Genomic DNA, 17,900 nt, shown 5'->3' with positions numbered 1-17,900 from the left:
GGCCTCGCTTCGCCCGCAGGCCGGTGAGCCCGGTACGCTCACCGCCGTGTCACACCCTGATCAGTCCCAAACCACCCAGAAGGGCGCTTCCGTGACGTACCCGGGACCGCCGCGACCGGTTCAGGTCACCGCCATCCCCCTCGCGGAGCTGGCCGATCAGCTGGGTACCGCGCGACCGGACCGCAGCGCCGAGGTCACGGGCATCACCCACGACTCGCGTGCCGTGCGCCCCGGCGACCTGTACGCCGCCCTGCCCGGAGCCCGCGCGCACGGCGCCGACTTCGTCACCCAGGCGGCGAGCCTCGGCGCGGTCGCCGTGCTCACCGACCCGGCGGGCGCCGCCCGCGCCGCCGCGACCGGCCTGCCCGTGGTGGCCGTCGAGGACCCGCGCGCGCGGATGGGCGAGCTGGCGGCGTCCATCTACGGCAGGCCCGGCCGCGACCTGCTCCAGATCGGCATCACCGGCACCTCCGGCAAGACCACCACCGCCTACCTCGTCGAGGGCGGCCTGAAGACCGCGCGGTCCACCGGTCTGATCGGCACGGTGGAGATGCGCATCGGCGACGAGCGCATCAAGTCCGAGCGCACCACACCCGAGGCCACCGACCTCCAGGCCCTGTTCGCCGTGATGCGCGAACGCGGCGTCGAGGCGGTCGCCATGGAGGTCTCCAGCCACGCGCTGGTGCTCGGCCGGGTCGACGGCTGCGTCTTCGACATCGCCGTCTTCACCAACCTCAGCCCGGAGCACATGGAGTTCCACTCCGGCATGGAGGACTACTTCCAGGCCAAGGCGCAGCTGTTCACCCCGGAGCGCAGCAGGCTCGGCGTGGTCAACCACGACGACGAGTACGGCCGCCGGCTCGCCCGGGAGGCCACCGTCCCGGTCGTCACCTTCTCCGCCGAGGGCCACCCGGACGCCGACTGGCGCGCCGAGGACGTGCAGGTCGGACCGCTCGACTCGACGTTCACGGTGGTCGGCCCCGAGGGGCAGCGGATCGCCGCCAGGTCCCCGATCGCCGGCCCGTTCAACGTCGCCAACACCCTCGCCGCGATCGTCGCGCTGGCCGCCGCCGGACTCGACCCGCAGTCCGCCGCCGACGGCGTGGCCGCCGTCCCGGGCGTGCCGGGCCGCCTGGAGCGCGTGGACGCCGGACAGCCCTACCTCGCGGTCGTCGACTACGCGCACAAGACGGACGCCGTCGAGTCGGTGCTCAAGGCCCTGCGCAAGGTCACCAAGGGCCATCTGCACGTGGTGCTCGGCTGCGGCGGCGACCGCGACACCACCAAGCGCGCCCCGATGGGCGCCGCGGTGGCCCGGCTCGCCGACACCGCCGTGCTGACCTCCGACAACCCCCGCTCCGAGGACCCGCTCGCGATCCTGGCCACCATGCTCCAGGGCGCCGCCTCGGTGCCCGCGCACGAGCGCGGCGAGGTGCTCCTGTTCGAGGAGCGGGCCGCCGCCATCGCCGCCGCCGTGGGCCGGGCCCGGCCCGGGGACACCGTCCTGGTCGCGGGCAAGGGCCATGAGCAGGGCCAGGACATCGCCGGTGTGATCCGCCCCTTCGACGATCGAGAGGTCCTGCGCGAAGCCGTCCGCACCAGCCAGGGATGACCGCCCGTGAGACCAGGGACGGCCCCGTAGAACTGAACGCCCAGGGACGACCGTCCGTACGACCCAGGGATTGAAAATCCAGAAGACCCAGGGGATGAACTTGTGATCGCCCTCTCCCTCGCCGAGATCGCAGCAGTCGTCGGCGGGCAGACGCACGACATACCGGATCCGTCCGTCCAGGTCACCGGACCCGTCGTCCGGGACTCCCGGGAGGCGGTGCCCGGCAGCCTCTTCGTCGCCTTCGCCGGCGAGCGCGTGGACGGCCACGACTTCGCCGCGGACGTCGTCGCGGCGGGCGCCGTCGCCGTGCTGGCCTCCCGTCCCGTCGGCGTGCCCGCGATCGTGGTCGAGGACGTGCAGTGCGCCCTCGGGGCCCTCGCCCGCCACGTCGTGGCCGAGCTGGGCGCGACCCTCGTCGCCCTGACCGGCTCCGCGGGCAAGACCAGCACCAAGGACCTGATCGCCCAGGTGCTGCGGAGCAAGGCCCCGACCGTGTTCACGCCCGGCTCGCTCAACAACGAGATCGGGCTGCCGCTGACCGCCCTGACCGCCACCGAGGAGACGAAGTACCTCGTCCTGGAGATGGGCGCCCGCGGCATCGGCCACATCCGCTACCTCACCGGGCTGACCCCGCCGAAGGTGGGCCTCGTGCTCAACGTCGGCAGCGCCCACATCGGCGAGTTCGGCGGCCGGGAGCAGATCGCCCAGGCCAAGGGCGAACTGGTCGAGTCCCTGCCGCCGGCCGCGGAGGGCGGCACCGCGATCCTCAACGCCGACGATCCGCTGGTCCGTGCCATGGCCTCCCGTACACAGGCGAAGGTGCTTCTTTTCGGAGAGGCGGGCGAAGCGGACGTACGCGCCGAGAACGTGAGACTCACGGACAGCGGACAGCCCTCCTTCAGGCTTCACACACCCTCCGGTGCATGCGATGTGACCATGCGCCTGTACGGTGAGCACCACGTGTCGAACGCGCTCGCCGCGGCCGCCGTCGCCCATGAGCTGGGCATGTCCGCAACGGAGATCGCCACCGCGCTCTCCGTTGCGGGCTCCCTCTCCCGCTGGCGGATGGAGGTCACCGAGCGCCCGGACGGCGTGACCGTCGTCAACGACGCCTACAACGCCAACCCGGAGTCCATGCGAGCCGCCCTGCGCGCGCTCGCGGCCATGGGCAAGGGGCGGCGGACCTGGGCGGTGCTCGGCAAGATGGCCGAGCTCGGGGACGAGGCGCTCGCCGAGCACGACGCGGTCGGACGGCTCGCCGTCCGGCTCAACGTCAGCAAGCTCGTCGCGGTCGGGGGCAGGGAAGCGTCCTGGCTGCAACTGGGCGCATACAACGAGGGTTCGTGGGGTGAGGAGTCGGTGCACGTGTCCGACGCACAGGCGGCGGTCGACCTGTTGCGCAGCGAGTTGCGCCCGGGGGACGTCGTGCTCGTGAAGGCGTCCCGTTCGGTCGGTCTGGAGAGCGTGGCCCAGGCGCTCGTCGAGACCGGTGCCGAGGGTGAGGTCGCCGCCCGATGATGAACCAGGTCCTGTTCGCAGGAGTCATCGGTCTCTTCCTGACGCTGGTCGGCACCCCGCTGCTGATCAAGCTGCTGGCCCGCAAGGGCTACGGCCAGTACATCCGGGACGACGGCCCGCGCGAGCACGCCAGCAAGCGCGGTACGCCGACGATGGGCGGTATCGCCTTCATCCTGGCCACGGTCGCCGCGTACTTCCTGTCCAAGGTGATCTCCGGCAAGCCCCCGACGTACTCGGGTCTGCTGGTGCTCGGCCTCATGGTCGGCATGGGCATGGTCGGCTTCCTCGACGACTACATCAAGATCGTCAAGCGCCGTTCGCTGGGTCTGCGCGCCAAGGCGAAGATGGCGGGCCAGCTGATCGTCGGCATCGGCTTCGCGGTGCTGTCGCTGATGTTCTCCGACAACCGCGGCAACACCCCCGCGTCCACGAAGCTGTCGTTCATCACGGACTTCGGCTGGACCATCGGCCCGGTGCTGTTCGTGATCTGGGCGCTGTTCATGATCCTGGCGATGTCCAACGGCGTGAACCTCACCGACGGTCTGGACGGTCTGGCCACCGGCGCCTCCGTGCTGGTCTTCGGCGCCTACACCTTCATCGGCGTCTGGCAGTTCCAGGAGTCCTGCGCCAACGCGATGACGCTGACCAACCCCAACGCCTGCTACGAGGTGCGCGATCCGCTGGACCTGGCGGTCGTCGCCTCCGCGCTGATGGGCGCCTGCCTCGGCTTCCTGTGGTGGAACACCTCGCCGGCCAAGATCTTCATGGGCGACACCGGTTCGCTGGCGCTCGGCGGCGTCCTCGCGGGCCTGGCCATCTGCTCGCGCACCGAGCTGCTGATGGCGCTGCTGGGCGGCCTGTTCGTCCTCATCACCATGTCGGTGGTCATCCAGGTCGGCTCCTTCCGGCTCACCGGGAAGCGGGTCTTCCGGATGGCGCCGCTCCAGCACCACTTCGAACTCAAGGGCTGGTCCGAAGTGCTCGTCGTGGTCCGTTTCTGGATCATCCAGGGCATCTGTGTGATCGTCGGACTCGGCCTCTTCTACGCGGGATGGGCAGCGGACAAGTGACCGACTGGCAGGGGAAGAACGTCACCGTCGCCGGACTCGGCGTCTCCGGGATCCCGGCGGCCAAGGTCCTGCACGGCCTCGGCGCGCACGTCACCGTCGTCAACGACGGCGACGACGAACGGGCCCGTGCGCAGGCGGCCGAACTGCGCACCCTGGGCGTCACCGTGCGCCTCGGCGACGGCGACACCCTGCCCGAAGGCACCGAGCTGATCGTCACCACGCCCGGCTGGAAGCCGGACAAGCCGCTGTTCCTGGCGGCGGACCGGGCGGGCGTCCCGGTCTGGGGGGACGTCGAACTCGCCTGGCGGCTGCGCGGTCTGGACGGCCGCGAGCCGGCCCCCTGGCTGGCCGTCACCGGCACCAACGGCAAGACCACCACCGTGCAGATGCTCGCCTCCATCCTGACGGCGGCGGGCCTGCGCACGGCGGCCGTGGGCAACATCGGCGTCTCGCTGCTGGACGCCGTCCTCGGCGAGGAGCGCCACGACGTGCTCGCCGTCGAACTCTCCAGCTACCAGCTGCACTGGGCGCCCTCGCTGCGCGCCCACTCCGCCGCCGTCCTCAACCTCGCCCCGGACCACCTCGACTGGCACGGCTCCATGGAGGCGTACGCCGCCGACAAGGGCCGCGTCTACGAGGGCAACCAGGTGGCCTGCGTCTACAACGCGGCCGACCCGGCCACCGAGGACCTGGTGCGCGCGGCCGACGTCGAAGAGGGCTGCCGGGCCGTCGGGTTCACCCTCGGCACCCCGGCGCCCTCCCAACTCGGCGTGGTGGAGGGCATCCTGGTCGACCGGGCCTTCGTCGAGAACCGGCACAAGAACGCCCAGGAACTGGCCGAGGTCTCCGACGTCCGCCCGCCCGCCCCGCACAACATCGCCAACGCCCTTGCCGCCGCGGCCCTCGCGCGCGCCTTCGGCGTGCCCGCCACGGCCGTACGGGACGGCCTGCGGGCCTTCACCCCGGACGCGCACCGCATCGCGCACGTGGCCGACGTGGACGGCGTCGCCTACATCGACGACTCCAAGGCCACCAACACCCACGCGGCCGAGGCGTCGTTGGGAGCATATGAGTCGATCGTATGGATTGCGGGCGGTCTGGCGAAGGGCGCGGACTTCGACGAGCTGGTCGCCCGCTCGGCGAAGCGGCTGCGCGGCGCCGTCCTCATCGGCGCCGATCGCGCGCTGATCCGCGAGGCCCTGGCGCGACACGCCCCCGAAGTCCCCGTCGTCGACCTCGACCGGACCGACACTGGGGCCATGCTCCAGGCGGTCCGGGAGGCGCGGCGGCTGGCCGCCACGGGCGACACGGTACTCCTCGCCCCGGCCTGTGCCTCCATGGACATGTTCACCAACTACAACCAGCGCGGCGACGCGTTCGCGGAGGCCGTTCGCGAACTCGGCACCCGCTGACCCCGGCCGCCCCCGCCGCCGGGCGACCTTGGGAGGGACGCGTGGGACCCGCGAGCCGAGCCAGGCGTACGCCGCCGACGTACCGCGGAGGCGGAGATGCCCGGTAGTCCCGGCAGCCGCCAGGGCCGCCCGCCCGTGCAGCGGGCCGGCCGCGGGCCCGCCGTGGCCCGCGGCCCGCGCGACAACGCCGTACGCACCCTCGTCACCCGCGCCCGCAAGGCCTGGGACCGGCCGCTCACCGCGTACTACCTGATCCTCGGCGGCAGCGCGCTGATCACCGTGCTGGGCCTGGTGATGGTCTACTCGGCCTCCCAGGTCACCGCGCTCCAGATGGCGCTGCCCGGTTCGTACTTCTTCCGCAAGCAGCTCCTGGCCGCCGTGATCGGCGCCGGACTGCTGCTGGCCGCCGCCCGGATGCCGGTGAAGCTGCACCGGGCGCTGGCCTACCCGATCCTGGCGGGCGCGGTGTTCCTGATGGCGCTGGTGCAGGTGCCGGGGATAGGGATGTCGGTCAACGGCAACCAGAACTGGATCTCGCTGGGCGGCTCCTTCCAGATCCAGCCCAGCGAGATCGGCAAGCTGGCGCTGGTGCTCTGGGCCGCCGACCTCATCGCGCGCAAGCAGGAGAAGCGGCTGCTCACGCAGTGGAAGCACATGCTGGTGCCGCTCGTCCCGGTCGCCTTCATGCTGCTCGGACTGATCATGCTCGGCGGCGACATGGGCACCGCGATCATCCTCACCGCCATCCTGTTCGGCCTGCTGTGGCTGGCGGGCGCGCCCACCCGGCTGTTCGTCGGCGTGCTGTCGGTCGCCGGCCTGATCGGCCTGGTCCTCATCAAGACCAGCCCCAACCGCCTGGACCGGTTCGCCTGCGTCGGCTCCACCGACGTGACCAAGTGCTGGCAGGCGGTGCACGGCATCTACGCCCTGGCCTCCGGCGGATTCTTCGGTTCCGGCCTCGGGGCGAGTGTGGAGAAATGGGGTCAACTCCCCGAAGCCCACACCGACTTCATCTTCGCCGTGACCGGTGAGGAACTGGGTCTCGCGGGCACTCTGTCGGTGCTCGCCCTGTTCGCGGCTCTAGGCTATGCGGGCATCCGCGTGGCCGGACGCACGGAGGAACCCTTCGTCAGGTATGCCGCGGGAGGCGTGACCACCTGGATCATCGCGCAGGCGGTGATCAACGTCGGTGCGGTGCTCGGTCTGCTGCCGATCGCCGGTGTCCCGCTCCCGCTGTTCTCCTACGGAGGATCCGCCCTGCTGCCGACCATGTTCGCCATCGGGCTGCTGATCGCCTTCGCGCGAGACGAACCCGCTGCGCGGGCGGCGCTTGCCATGCGGCAACCTCGCTTTGGTAGAAAGCGGGCAGGAGGCTCCGCGGCCGGCCGCTCAGCCGGCCGGAGGGCCGCGCGGACCCCCGGCCGGAATCCCGGACGGGAGGCCGTCGGGGGCTTCGGCCGCGGCTCGGACCGGGGATCCGGTGCAGGATCGGGTCAGGGTTCCGGCCAGGGGCCTCGGAGATGGAACACGATGCGACGGCGCGCCTCGGCGGCGCGTTCGTCCGGAGAGCGGTGAATTTCGGTGCATGTCGTACTCGCCGGCGGAGGTACCGCGGGCCACATCGAGCCCGCGCTCGCCCTCGCGGACGCCCTGCGCAGGCAGGACCCGACCGTGGGGATCACGGCCCTGGGCACGGAGCGGGGCCTGGAGACCCGGCTCGTGCCGGAGCGCGGTTACGAGCTGGCGCTGATCCCGGCGGTACCGCTGCCGCGCAAGCCCACGCCCGAGCTGATCACCGTCCCGGGCCGGCTGCGCGGCACGATCAAGGCGGCCGAGCAGATCCTGGAACGCACCAAGGCCGACGCCGTGGTGGGCTTCGGCGGCTATGTCGCCCTGCCCGGCTATCTGGCCGCCAAGCGGCTCGGTGTGCCCATCGTGATCCACGAGGCCAACGCCCGCCCCGGCCTGGCCAACAAGATCGGTTCGCGCTACGCGGCCCAGGTCGCCGTCTCCACCCCGGACAGCAAGCTGCGCGGTGCCCGCTACATCGGCATCCCGCTGCGCCGGGCCATCGCCACGCTGGACCGGGCGGCCGCGCGGCCGGAGGCGCGCGCGATGTTCGGACTCGACCCCAACCTGCCCACGCTGCTGGTCACCGGCGGCTCGCAGGGCGCCCGCCGGCTCAACGAGGTGGTCCAGCAGGTCGCTCCCTGGCTCCAGCAGGCGGGCATCCAGATCCTGCACGCGGTCGGCCCGAAGAACGAACTGCCGCGCGTGCACCAGATGCCGGGTATGCCCCCCTATATCCCGGTAAGTTATCTGGACCGGATGGACCTCGCGTACGCCGCCGCCGACATGATGCTCTGCCGCGCCGGCGCGATGACCGTCGCCGAACTCTCCGCCGTCGGACTGCCGGCCGCCTATGTCCCGCTGCCCATCGGCAACGGCGAACAGCGGCTGAACGCCCAGCCGGTGGTCAAGGCGGGCGGCGGACTGCTGGTCGACGACGCGGACCTCACCCCGGAGTGGGTGCAGCAGCAGGTGCTGCCCGTGCTCGCCGATCCGCACCGGCTGTACCAGATGTCCCGCGCCGCCGGTGAGTTCGGCCGGCGCGACGCCGACGAACTGCTCGTCGGCATGGTGTACGAGGCCATCGCCTCGCGCCGTTAGGACCATATGAACGAAGGGGATCGACAGCGTGGCCGGAGCGACTTCCGAGGAACGCGGTGAACGCCGGCGGGAGTCGCCGTCCGGCCCGCCCCTGATCCGCCGGTTGCGGCGGCTGCCCCTTCGCGCGCTCGTCCTGGCGGCCGTGGCCGTGCTCCTGCTCGGCGGCGGCACCCTCTGGGTCCTCTACGGCTCCTCGTGGACCCGGGTGGAGCGCGTCTCGGTCTCCGGGACAAGGGTGTTGACCGCCGCGCAGGTGCGCTCGGCCGCCGCGGTGCCGGTGGGCGACCCGCTGGTCTCCGTGGACACCGGCGCCGTCGCCGCCCGGCTGCGCCACCGGCTGCCCCGCATCGACTCGGTCGCCGTGGTGCGCTCGTGGCCGCACGGAATCGAGCTGAAAGTCGTCGAGCGCACCGCGGTCATGGTGGAGGAAAAGGGCGGAAAGTTCGTCGAAGTGGACGCCTCCGGCGTCCGTTTCGCCACGGTTTCGCAGGCGCCGAAAGGCGTTCCCGTCCTGGAATTGTCGCTTTCCCGCACCGCCGCCACGGCGGCGAGTCTGCGCCGTTTCGACGAGGCGCGCCTGGTGCGCGAGGCCGTCACGGTGGCCGGCCGCATCCCGGCCGCGGTGGCCCGCACGACCCGCGCCGTCAAGGTCCGTACCTACGACGACATCTCGCTGGAGCTGAGCGGCGGCCGCACCGTGTCCTGGGGCAGCGGGGAGGGCAGTGCCGCGAAGGCCCGGGTGCTCACCGCGCTGCTGAAAGCCACCCCCGACGCCCGGCACTTCGACGTGAGTGTCCCCATCGCCCCGGCGTCATCCGGGAGTTGACGGGTATACGTGCAGGCCAGCACCCTGGTTGGGCACCGCTATGCCTGATCACATAGGGTGAAAAGAAAAACGGGAGGTTCGGCGTGTTCGTTGAACGGGCGCCACTTGTCGACTTAGTGTCCTGTTCAGAAGACTTCAAGGAACAGGCACACTGGTAACCCTAAACTTCAGGGTTAGGGTTCGGGTCGGCGTTACGGACCGTCCCATTCGGCATCAGCCGTCGCGGCGCGGACAGCGCGCAACGACGGCGACGTAATTCGAGGCGAGAGGCCTTCGACGTGGCAGCACCGCAGAACTACCTCGCAGTCATCAAGGTCATCGGTGTCGGCGGCGGTGGTGTCAATGCCATCAACCGGATGATCGAAGTCGGTCTCAAGGGCGTCGAGTTCATCGCCATCAACACCGACGCACAGGCGCTGTTGATGAGCGACGCCGACGTCAAGCTGGACGTCGGCCGCGAACTGACCCGCGGACTGGGCGCCGGGGCCAACCCGGCCGTCGGCCGCAAGGCCGCCGAGGACCACCGCGAGGAGATCGAAGAGGTCCTCAAGGGGGCCGACATGGTCTTCGTGACGGCCGGTGAAGGCGGCGGCACCGGCACCGGCGGCGCGCCCGTCGTGGCCAACATCGCGCGCTCCCTGGGCGCCCTCACCATCGGCGTGGTCACGCGCCCGTTCACCTTCGAGGGACGGCGCCGCGCCAACCAGGCCGAGGACGGCATCGCCGAACTCCGCGAAGAGGTCGACACCCTCATCGTCATCCCCAACGACCGGCTGCTGTCCATCTCGGACCGCCAGGTCAGCGTGCTCGACGCGTTCAAGTCCGCGGACCAGGTGCTGCTGTCCGGTGTGCAGGGCATCACCGACCTGATCACCACCCCCGGCCTGATCAACCTGGACTTCGCCGACGTCAAGTCGGTCATGTCCGAGGCCGGTTCGGCGCTCATGGGCATCGGCTCGGCCCGCGGCGACGACCGCGCGGTGGCCGCCGCCGAGATGGCGATCTCCTCCCCGCTGCTGGAAGCCTCCATCGACGGCGCCCGCGGCGTCCTGCTCTCCATCTCCGGCGGCTCCGACCTCGGCCTGTTCGAGATCAACGAGGCCGCCCAGCTGGTCAGCGAGGCCGCCCACCCCGAGGCCAACATCATCTTCGGCGCGGTCATCGACGACGCCCTCGGCGACGAGGTGCGGGTCACCGTGATCGCGGCCGGCTTCGACGGCGGCCAGCCCCCGGCCCGCCGGGAGAACGTCCTCGGCTCGGCCTCCTCCTCGTCGTCCGCGCCCCGCCGCGAGGAGCCCGCTCCGGTACGGCAGTCCGAGAGCCGTCCGACCTTCGGCTCGCTGGGCAGCGTGACGCCCAAGGAGGAGCCGGAGCCGGTCGCGCCCGAACCGCTGAGCGACCTCACCACCGCTCCGCCCGCCCCGCCGGCGCCGCGCACCTACACCGACAGCGCGGCCGAGGAACTGGACGTCCCGGACTTCCTGAAGTGATAGGACCGCGCGACACCGTGAACGGCGCGCACTTCGCTTTCACCGACCGGTGGGGCGGGGTGAGCGCCGTTCCGTACGAGGAGCTGAACCTCGGCGGCGCCGTCGGCGACGACCCCGGTGCCGTACGGGCCAACCGCGCACGGGCCGCCGCCGCTCTCGGGCTCGACGCGGCCGACGTGGTCTGGATGAACCAGGTGCACGGCGACGACGTCGCGGTCGTGGACGGCCCCTGGGACCCCGGCGCGGACGTCCCGTCCGTCGACGCGCTCGTCACCGCCCGCCGGGGACTCGCCCTCGCCGTGCTCACCGCCGACTGCACCCCGGTGCTGCTCGCCGACCCGGTCGCCGGGATCGCCGCCGCGGCCCACGCGGGCCGGCCCGGCATGGTGGCCGGGGTGGTGCCCGCCGCCGTGCGGACCATGGTGGAACTCGGCGCCGACCCCGCCCGGATCACCGCCCGCACCGGACCCGCCGTGTGCGGCCGGTGCTACGAGGTGCCCGAGGCGATGCGCGCCGAGGTGAGCGCCGTCGAGCCGGCGGCGTACGCCGAAACGAGCTGGGGTACGCCGGCGCTCGATGTGAGCGCCGGAGTGCACGCACAACTCGAGCGCCTGGGAGTGCGCGACCGGGAGCGGTCGTCGGTCTGCACCCGGGAGTCGGACGACCACTTCTCGTACCGCCGCGACCGCACCACCGGTCGGCTCGCGGGCTATGTCTGGCTGGACTGATGAGGCATGACGGAACGTAAGGACGAACTCGCCGCGAATCTGGCGAAGGTGGAGGGGCGCATCGCCGCCGCGTGCGCCGCGGCCGGGCGCCCCCGCGAGGACGTGACCCTCATCGTGGTCACCAAGACCTACCCGGCCTCGGACGTGCGGATCCTGGCGGACCTCGGGGTGCGCCAGGTCGCCGAGAACCGGGACCAGGACGCGGCGCCGAAGGCCGCGGAATGTGCGGATCTGCCCTTGAATTGGCATTTTGTCGGTCAACTTCAGACCAACAAAGTGCGATCCGTCGTCGGTTACGCGGACGTCGTGCAGTCCGTGGACCGCGCCCGGCTGGTCACCGCGCTCTCCAAGGAGGCCGTGCGCGCGGGCCGCGAACTCGGGTGCCTGATCCAGGTGGCCCTGGACGCGGGCGAGCAGGCGCGGGGCGAGCGGGGCGGCGTGGCGCCGGGCGGCGTCGGGGAGTTGGCGGACCTCGTCGCGAACGCTCCGGGACTGCGGCTCGGCGGCCTGATGACCGTCGCGCCGCTGACCGGGGAGTACGCCGGCCGCCAACAGGCGGCGTTCGAGCGGCTCATGGATTTGTCGACCTCCCTGCGCCGGGACCATCCTGCTGCCACCATGGTCTCGGCAGGGATGAGCGCGGACCTCGAACAGGCCGTGGCCGCCGGAGCGACACATGTGCGCGTCGGCAGCGCGGTACTCGGAGTCCGCCCCGGCCTCGGGTAACGTCGCCAAGAAGTCGGACCACAGCAGAAAATATGGTCAATACCGCCGAAGAAGGCGCAACGACCTCGTGGATCGCGGGGACTTGGCGGTCGTCAGTCGATCCACCACAGAGCGGAGGACTCAGAGAATGGCCGGCGCGATGCGCAAGATGGCGGTCTACCTCGGCCTCGTGGAGGACGATGGGTACGACGGCCGGGGTTTCGACCCCGATGACGACTTCGAACCCGAACTCGACCCGGAGCCCGAGCGGGACCGCAGGCGGCACGAGCCGTCGCACCAGCCGCACGGTACACATCAGCAGCAAAGGGACGAACCGGTACGGGTGATGCAGCCTCCGGCACCCCGCGAACCCGTGTCCCATTCCGCTTCGCTCCCGGCGGAATCCCCTCGTCCGGCGCGTATCGCGCCCGTGGCATCCATCACACAAGAACGCGCGAGCCTGGAGAAGAACGCACCGGTGATCATGCCCAAGGTCGTGTCGGAACGTGAGCCGTACCGCATCACCACACTTCACCCCCGGACCTACAACGAGGCCCGTACCATCGGGGAACACTTCCGTGAAGGCACTCCGGTGATCATGAATCTGACGGAGATGGACGACACGGACGCGAAGCGACTTGTCGACTTTGCGGCCGGTCTGGTGTTCGGTCTCCACGGCAGCATCGAGCGGGTGACACAGAAGGTGTTTCTGTTGTCGCCTGCTAACGTCGATGTCACGGCGGAGGACAAGGCCCGCATCGCAGAGGGCGGGTTCTTCAACCAGAGCTGAGACGCACCACCGGACAACCGGCACGGAACAGGGGAGAGGGAAGCACCGATCATGGGCGTGGCCATGGAGGTTCTCTACATCGCGCTGATGGTGTTCCTCATCGTACTGATCTTCCGATTGGTCATGGATTATGTGTTCCAGTTCGCCCGCTCGTGGCAACCCGGCAAGGCGATGGTGGTCGTTCTGGAGGCCACCTACACTGTCACCGATCCACCGCTGAAGCTTCTGCGGCGGTTCATCCCGCCGCTGCGTCTCGGGGGCGTGGCGCTCGACCTGTCCTTCTTCGTTCTGATGATCATCGTCTACATCCTCATCTACATCGTGGGAAGCCTCGCGACGTGAGTGTGGACGATACGGTCTTGCCGACTGCCGATGACTACGTTGAGGTGAAGAGATGCCGTTGACCCCCGAGGACGTGCGGAACAAGCAGTTCACGACCGTCCGCCTCCGAGAAGGCTATGACGAGGACGAGGTCGATGCCTTCCTCGACGAGGTCGAGGCCGAGCTGACCCGTCTGCTCCGTGAGAACGAGGACCTGCGCGCCAAGCTGGCCGCGGCCACCCGTGCCGCCGCGCAGAACCAGCAGAACATGCGCAAGCCTCCGGAGCAGCAGCAGGACCAGCAGCAGCACCCGCAGCACCCCCAGCACCAGCAGCACCAGCAGCAGGGGCCGGGCATGCCCCAGCAGGGCGGGATGCCGCAGCAGGGCATGCGAGGTCCCGGCGCTCCGGTGCCCGCCGGCATATCGGGCCCGCCGCAGCAGCAGATGGGTGGCCCCATGGGTGGTCCGCCCCAGCTGCCGAGCGGTGCCCCGCAGCTGCCCGCCGGCCCCGGCGGACAGGGCCCGCAGGGCCCCGGCCCGATGGGTCAGGGTCCCGGACCGATGGGCCAGGGCCCCGGTCCGATGCAGGGGCAGATGGGTCCGGGCCCGATGGGCGGTCCGAACCCGATGGGCGGTCCCGGTCCGATGGGCCAGGGTCCCGGTGGCGACAGCGCCGCGCGGGTGCTCTCGCTGGCCCAGCAGACCGCCGACCAGGCGATCGCCGAGGCCCGTTCCGAGGCCAACAAGATCGTCGGCGAGGCCCGTTCGCGCGCCGAGGGTCTGGAGCGCGACGCCCGCGCCAAGGCCGACGCGCTGGAGCGGGACGCGCAGGAGAAGCACCGCGTCGCGATGGGCTCCCTGGAGTCCGCCCGTGCCACGCTGGAGCGCAAGGTCGAGGACCTGCGCGGCTTCGAGCGCGAGTACCGTACGCGTCTGAAGTCGTACCTGGAGTCGCAGCTGCGCCAGCTGGAGACCCAGGCCGACGACTCGCTGGCCCCGCCGCGCACCTCGCCGGCGGCCGCTTCGCTGCCGCCGTCCCCGGCGCCCTCCATGGCTCCGGCCGGTGCGAGCGCTCCGTCCTACGGCGGCAACGGCGCGATGGGCGGTCCGTCCGGCCCGTCCGGTCCGTCCTACGGCGGCCAGCAGCAGATGTCCCCGGCGATGACCCAGCCGATGGCACCGGTCCGGCCGCAGGGCCCGTCCCCCATGGGCCAGGCCCCGTCTCCGATGCGCGGCTTCCTGATCGACGAGGACGACAACTGAGGCGCCCTGACGGGTTCCTGAGCGAACGCACGAACAAGGCGTCGGCAGCCTGAGAGAACGGCCCCGGAGGATTTCCTCCGGGGCCGTTCTCGTGTGCACGGGCAGCGGCTGGTCGCACGGGCGCCCCGCGCCCCCCGGGAGGGGGCGCGGGGCGCCGCACGCGGCTACGCCTTGCGCAGCCGGAACGTCAGGGACAGGCCCTCGTCGGTGAACGGGTCACCGTAGGTGCCGTCCGCCTCGCCCCGGGCGAAGTCCGTGGCCAGGACCTCGTCGGAGATGAGCCCCGCGTGCTCGGACAGGGCCGCGATGACCGCCGGGTCCGTGGAGGTCCAGCGCAGCGCGATCCGGTCCGCGACGTCCAGGCCGCTGTTCTTGCGCGCCTCCTGGATGAGCCGGATGGCGTCGCGCGCCAGACCCGCCTGCCGCAGCTCCTCGGTCAGCTCCAGGTCGAGCGCCACCGTCGCGCCCGAGTCGGACGCCACCGACCAGCCCTCGCGCGGGGTCTCGGTGATGATCACCTCGTCCGGGGCCAGCGTGACGGTCTCGCCGTCGACCTCCACCGACGCCGTGCCCTCGCGCAGCGCCAGCGACAGCGCCGCGGCGTCGGCCGCCGCGACGGCCTTCGCCACGTCCTGGACGCGCTTGCCGAACCGCTTGCCCAGCGCACGGAAGTTGGCCTTCGCGGTGGTGTCCACCAGTGACCCGCCGACCTCGCTGAGCGACGCCAGCGAGGAGACGTTCAGCTCCTCGGTGATCTGCGCGTGCAGCTCGCGGTCCAGGGTGTCGAAGCCCGCCGCCGCGACCAGCGCGCGCGAGAGCGGCTGGCGGGTCTTGACGCCCGACTCCGCGCGGGTGGCCCGGCCCAGCTCGACCAGCCGCCGTACCAGCACCATCTGCCGGGACAGCTCGGGGTCGATCGCGGACAGGTCGGCCTCGGGCCAGGAGGCCAGGTGCACCGACTCCGGGGCGCCCGGCGACACCGGCACCACCAGGTCCTGCCAGACCCGCTCGGTGATGAACGGGGTCAGCGGGGCCATCAGCTTGGTGACCGTCTCGACGACCTCGTGCAGCGTGCGCAGCGCGGCCTTGTCGCCCTGCCAGAAGCGGCGGCGCGAACGGCGGACGTACCAGTTGGACAGGTCGTCCACGAACGCGGAGAGCAGCTTCCCGGCACGCTGCGTGTCGTACGCCTCCAGGGCCTGCGTGACCTGGTCGGTCAGCGCGTGCAGCTCGCTCAGCAGCCAGCGGTCCAGCAGCGGGCGGTCGGCCGGGGCCGGGTCCGCCGCGCTCGGGGCCCAGTTCGACGTACGGGCGTACAGCGCCTGGAAGGCGACCGTGTTCCAGTAGGTCAGCAGCGTCTTGCGCACCACCTCCTGGATGGTGCCGTGGCCGACCCGGCGGGCCGCCCAGGGCGAACCGCCGGCCGCCATGAACCAGCGCACCGCGTCCGCGCCGTGCTGGTCCATCAGCGGGATCGGCTGGAGGATGTTGCCCAGGTGCTTGGACATCTTGCGGCCGTCCTCGGCGAGGATGTGGCCCAGGCACACCACGTTCTCGTACGACGACTTGTCGAACACCAGGGTGCCGATCGCCATCAGCGTGTAGAACCAGCCGCGGGTCTGGTCGATCGCCTCGGAGATGAACTGCGCCGGGTAGCGGCTCTCGAACAGCTCCTTGTTCTTGTACGGGTATCCCCACTGCGCGAACGGCATCGAACCCGAGTCGTACCAGGCGTCGATGACCTCGGGCACGCGCACGGCCGTCGCGTGGCAGCCCTCCTCGGGGCAGGCGAAGGTCACCTCGTCGATGAACGGGCGGTGCGGGTCGAGGCCCGACTGGTCGGTGCCGGTCAGCTCGGTCAGCTCCGCGCGGGAGCCGACGCAGGTGAGGTGGTCCTCGGCGCAGCGCCAGACGGGCAGCGGGGTGCCCCAGTAGCGGTTGCGGGAGAGCGCCCAGTCGATGTTGTTGTTCAGCCAGTCGCCGAAGCGGCCGTGCTTGACGGTGTCCGGGTACCAGTTGGTCCGCTCGTTCTCCGCCAGCAGCCGGTCCTTGACGGCGGTGGTGCGGATGTACCAGGACGGCTGGGCGTAGTACAGCAGCGCGGTGTGGCAGCGCCAGCAGTGCGGGTAGCTGTGCTCGTAGGGCAGGTGCCGGAAGAGCAGGCCGCGCTCGCGCAGGTCCTCGGTGAGCCGCTCGTCGGCCTTCTTGAAGAAGACGCCGCCGACCAGCGGCAGGTCCTCCTCGAAGGTGCCGTCCGGGCGGACCGGGTTGACCACCGGCAGCCCGTAGGAGCGGCACACCCTGAGGTCGTCCTCGCCGAAGGCGGGGGACTGGTGGACGAGGCCCGTGCCGTCCTCGGTGGTGACGTACTCGGCGTTGACCACGTAGTGGGCGGGCTCGGGGAACTCGACCAGCTCGAAGGGGCGCCGGTAGGTCCAGCGCTCCATCTCGGCGCCGGTGAAGGACTCGCCGGTGGTCTCCCAGCCCTCGCCGAGCGCCTTGGCGACCAGCGGCTCGGCGACGACGACCTTCTCCGCGCCGTCCGTGGCGACGACATAGGTGACGTCCGGGTGGGCGGCGACGGCCGTGTTGGACACCAGGGTCCAGGGGGTCGTCGTCCACACCAGGAGCGCGGCCTGCCCGGCCAGCGGTCCGGAGGTGAGCGGGAAGCGCACGTACACGGACGGGTCGACGACCGTCTCGTAGCCCTGCGCCAGCTCGTGGTCGGACAGGCCGGTGCCGCAGCGCGGGCACCAGGGGGCGACGCGGTGGTCCTGCACCAGCAGGCCCTTGTCGAAGATCTGCTTCAGCGACCACCAGACCGACTCGATGTACTCGGGGTCCATGGTCCGGTAGGCGTCGTCCAGGTCGACCCAGTAGCCCATGCGCGTCGTCAGCTCGGCGAAGGCGTCGGTGTGCCGGGTCACGGACTCGCGGCAGCGGTCGTTGAACTCGGCGATGCCGTACGCCTCGATGTCCTGCTTGCCGGTGAAGCCCAGCTCCTTCTCCACCGCCAGCTCGACGGGCAGGCCGTGGCAGTCCCAGCCGGCCTTGCGGCCCACGTGGTAGCCGCGCATGGTGCGGAAGCGGGGGAAGACGTCCTTGAAGACGCGGGCCTCGATGTGGTGGGCGCCGGGCATGCCGTTGGCGGTGGGCGGGCCCTCGTAGAACACCCATTCGGGGCGGCCCGCGGACTGCTCAAGGCTCTTGGCGAAGATCTTCTGCTCGCGCCAGAAGTCGAGCACCGCGTGTTCGAGCGCGGGCAGGTCGACCTGGGCGGGCACCTGGCGGTACTGCGGCTGCGTATTCAACGAGCTTCCTCCGGCGGATGTGCTGCCTACCGTCGGAGGGACGAGAGCGTTCGTGCTTCCACGCCGTGCGGCGCGCTCCCGCGGTACCACCCTCCTTGGCCCGCCGGTGCGCCGTACGCTCCGGTGAGCCCCCTCATTGGGCTCGCGATGCCGGTTCTACTGGCCCCCGGGCTGCTCCCGTGG

At 71.2% G+C, this 17,900-nt stretch carries 14 protein-coding genes; 13 read left to right on the top strand and 1 reads right to left on the bottom strand.

The genetic code is table 11. The features are described from left to right. The first annotated feature begins 91 nt into the window (after positions 1-91). The 13 genes from R4Z62_RS08055 (at position 92) to R4Z62_RS07995 (ending at position 14,406) form a co-directional block, all read left to right on the top strand. The gene (locus R4Z62_RS08055; protein WP_491519424.1) at positions 92-1,612 is read left to right on the top strand and encodes a UDP-N-acetylmuramoyl-L-alanyl-D-glutamate--2,6-diaminopimelate ligase; all 1,521 of its coding nucleotides are present in this window, start codon (positions 92-94) and stop codon (positions 1,610-1,612) included. Positions 1,613-1,714: 102 nt separating this feature from the next. Beyond that, positions 1,715-3,130 carry a UDP-N-acetylmuramoyl-tripeptide--D-alanyl-D-alanine ligase gene (locus R4Z62_RS08050; RefSeq protein WP_491519423.1) on the top strand — a complete coding sequence of 472 codons (1,416 nt, stop codon included), beginning with the start codon at positions 1,715-1,717 and terminating at the stop codon, positions 3,128-3,130. Further along, the gene (mraY, locus tag R4Z62_RS08045) at positions 3,127-4,200 is read left to right on the top strand and encodes a phospho-N-acetylmuramoyl-pentapeptide-transferase (protein ID WP_064532549.1); all 1,074 of its coding nucleotides are present in this window, start codon (positions 3,127-3,129) and stop codon (positions 4,198-4,200) included. Before R4Z62_RS08050 ends, mraY begins: the two co-directional genes overlap by 4 nt. Continuing rightward, complete coding sequence (murD, locus tag R4Z62_RS08040) at positions 4,182-5,612, top strand: UDP-N-acetylmuramoyl-L-alanine--D-glutamate ligase (protein ID WP_382847435.1); 1,431 nt, start codon at positions 4,182-4,184, stop codon at positions 5,610-5,612. The genes mraY and murD overlap by 19 nt, the downstream gene beginning before the upstream one ends. Positions 5,613-5,708: 96 nt before the next feature. Continuing rightward, on the top strand, positions 5,709-7,187 hold the full coding sequence (gene ftsW / locus R4Z62_RS08035) for a putative lipid II flippase FtsW (RefSeq protein WP_491519422.1): 1,479 nt from the start codon (positions 5,709-5,711) through the stop codon (positions 7,185-7,187). A 6-nt stretch (positions 7,188-7,193) separates the two neighbouring features. Further along, positions 7,194-8,282, top strand: a complete 1,089-nt coding sequence (gene murG, locus R4Z62_RS08030) for an undecaprenyldiphospho-muramoylpentapeptide beta-N-acetylglucosaminyltransferase (protein WP_064532544.1) — start codon at positions 7,194-7,196, stop codon at positions 8,280-8,282. Between the two features lie 28 nt (positions 8,283-8,310). Continuing rightward, complete coding sequence (locus R4Z62_RS08025; protein ID WP_355479859.1) at positions 8,311-9,108, top strand: cell division protein FtsQ/DivIB; 798 nt, start codon at positions 8,311-8,313, stop codon at positions 9,106-9,108. Between the two features lie 278 nt (positions 9,109-9,386). Next, positions 9,387-10,598, top strand: coding sequence for a cell division protein FtsZ (gene ftsZ, locus R4Z62_RS08020; protein ID WP_064532540.1), 1,212 nt, complete (start codon positions 9,387-9,389; stop codon positions 10,596-10,598). Next, on the top strand, positions 10,595-11,326 hold the full coding sequence (gene pgeF / locus R4Z62_RS08015; protein ID WP_491519421.1) for a peptidoglycan editing factor PgeF: 732 nt from the start codon (positions 10,595-10,597) through the stop codon (positions 11,324-11,326). Before ftsZ ends, pgeF begins: the two co-directional genes overlap by 4 nt. 6 nt (positions 11,327-11,332) lie before the next feature. Then, positions 11,333-12,052: a YggS family pyridoxal phosphate-dependent enzyme gene (locus R4Z62_RS08010; RefSeq protein ID WP_389596995.1), complete on the top strand. Its 720-nt coding sequence runs from the start codon at positions 11,333-11,335 to the stop codon at positions 12,050-12,052. Positions 12,053-12,179: 127 nt separating this feature from the next. Further along, positions 12,180-12,821, top strand: coding sequence for a cell division protein SepF (locus R4Z62_RS08005; protein ID WP_018567481.1), 642 nt, complete (start codon positions 12,180-12,182; stop codon positions 12,819-12,821). 51 nt (positions 12,822-12,872) lie between these two features. Continuing rightward, positions 12,873-13,163, top strand: a complete 291-nt coding sequence (locus R4Z62_RS08000; RefSeq protein WP_018567482.1) for a YggT family protein — start codon at positions 12,873-12,875, stop codon at positions 13,161-13,163. 52 nt (positions 13,164-13,215) lie between these two features. Continuing rightward, positions 13,216-14,406, top strand: a complete 1,191-nt coding sequence (locus tag R4Z62_RS07995) for a DivIVA domain-containing protein (RefSeq protein WP_355479851.1) — start codon at positions 13,216-13,218, stop codon at positions 14,404-14,406. A gap of 164 nt (positions 14,407-14,570) precedes the next feature. Here R4Z62_RS07995 and ileS read toward each other — a convergent pair whose 3' ends face one another. Further along, positions 14,571-17,717, bottom strand: a complete 3,147-nt coding sequence (ileS, locus tag R4Z62_RS07990) for an isoleucine--tRNA ligase (protein ID WP_491519420.1) — start codon at positions 17,715-17,717, stop codon at positions 14,571-14,573. Positions 17,718-17,900: the final 183 nt, after the last annotated feature.

The sequence above is a fragment of the Streptomyces sp. PL-25 genome (assembly GCF_058344915.1).
Note: the sequence above shows the minus strand (reverse complement) of the source record. Positions and strands in the feature narration are given on the sequence as shown.

Excerpts from the sequence above, each read along its gene's own strand:
- R4Z62_RS07995 (WP_355479851.1), top strand. The coding sequence starts at position 13,216 with ATGCCGTTGACCCCCGAGGACGTGCGGAACAAGCAGTTCACGACCGTC.
- R4Z62_RS08000 (WP_018567482.1), top strand. The coding sequence starts at position 12,873 with ATGGGCGTGGCCATGGAGGTTCTCTACATCGCGCTGATGGTGTTCCTC.
- R4Z62_RS08005 (WP_018567481.1), top strand. The coding sequence starts at position 12,180 with ATGGCCGGCGCGATGCGCAAGATGGCGGTCTACCTCGGCCTCGTGGAG.
- mraY (WP_064532549.1), top strand. The coding sequence starts at position 3,127 with ATGATGAACCAGGTCCTGTTCGCAGGAGTCATCGGTCTCTTCCTGACG.
- murD (WP_382847435.1), top strand. The coding sequence starts at position 4,182 with ATGGGCAGCGGACAAGTGACCGACTGGCAGGGGAAGAACGTCACCGTC.
- R4Z62_RS08010 (WP_389596995.1), top strand. The coding sequence starts at position 11,333 with ATGACGGAACGTAAGGACGAACTCGCCGCGAATCTGGCGAAGGTGGAG.
- ftsW (WP_491519422.1), top strand. The coding sequence starts at position 5,709 with ATGCCCGGTAGTCCCGGCAGCCGCCAGGGCCGCCCGCCCGTGCAGCGG.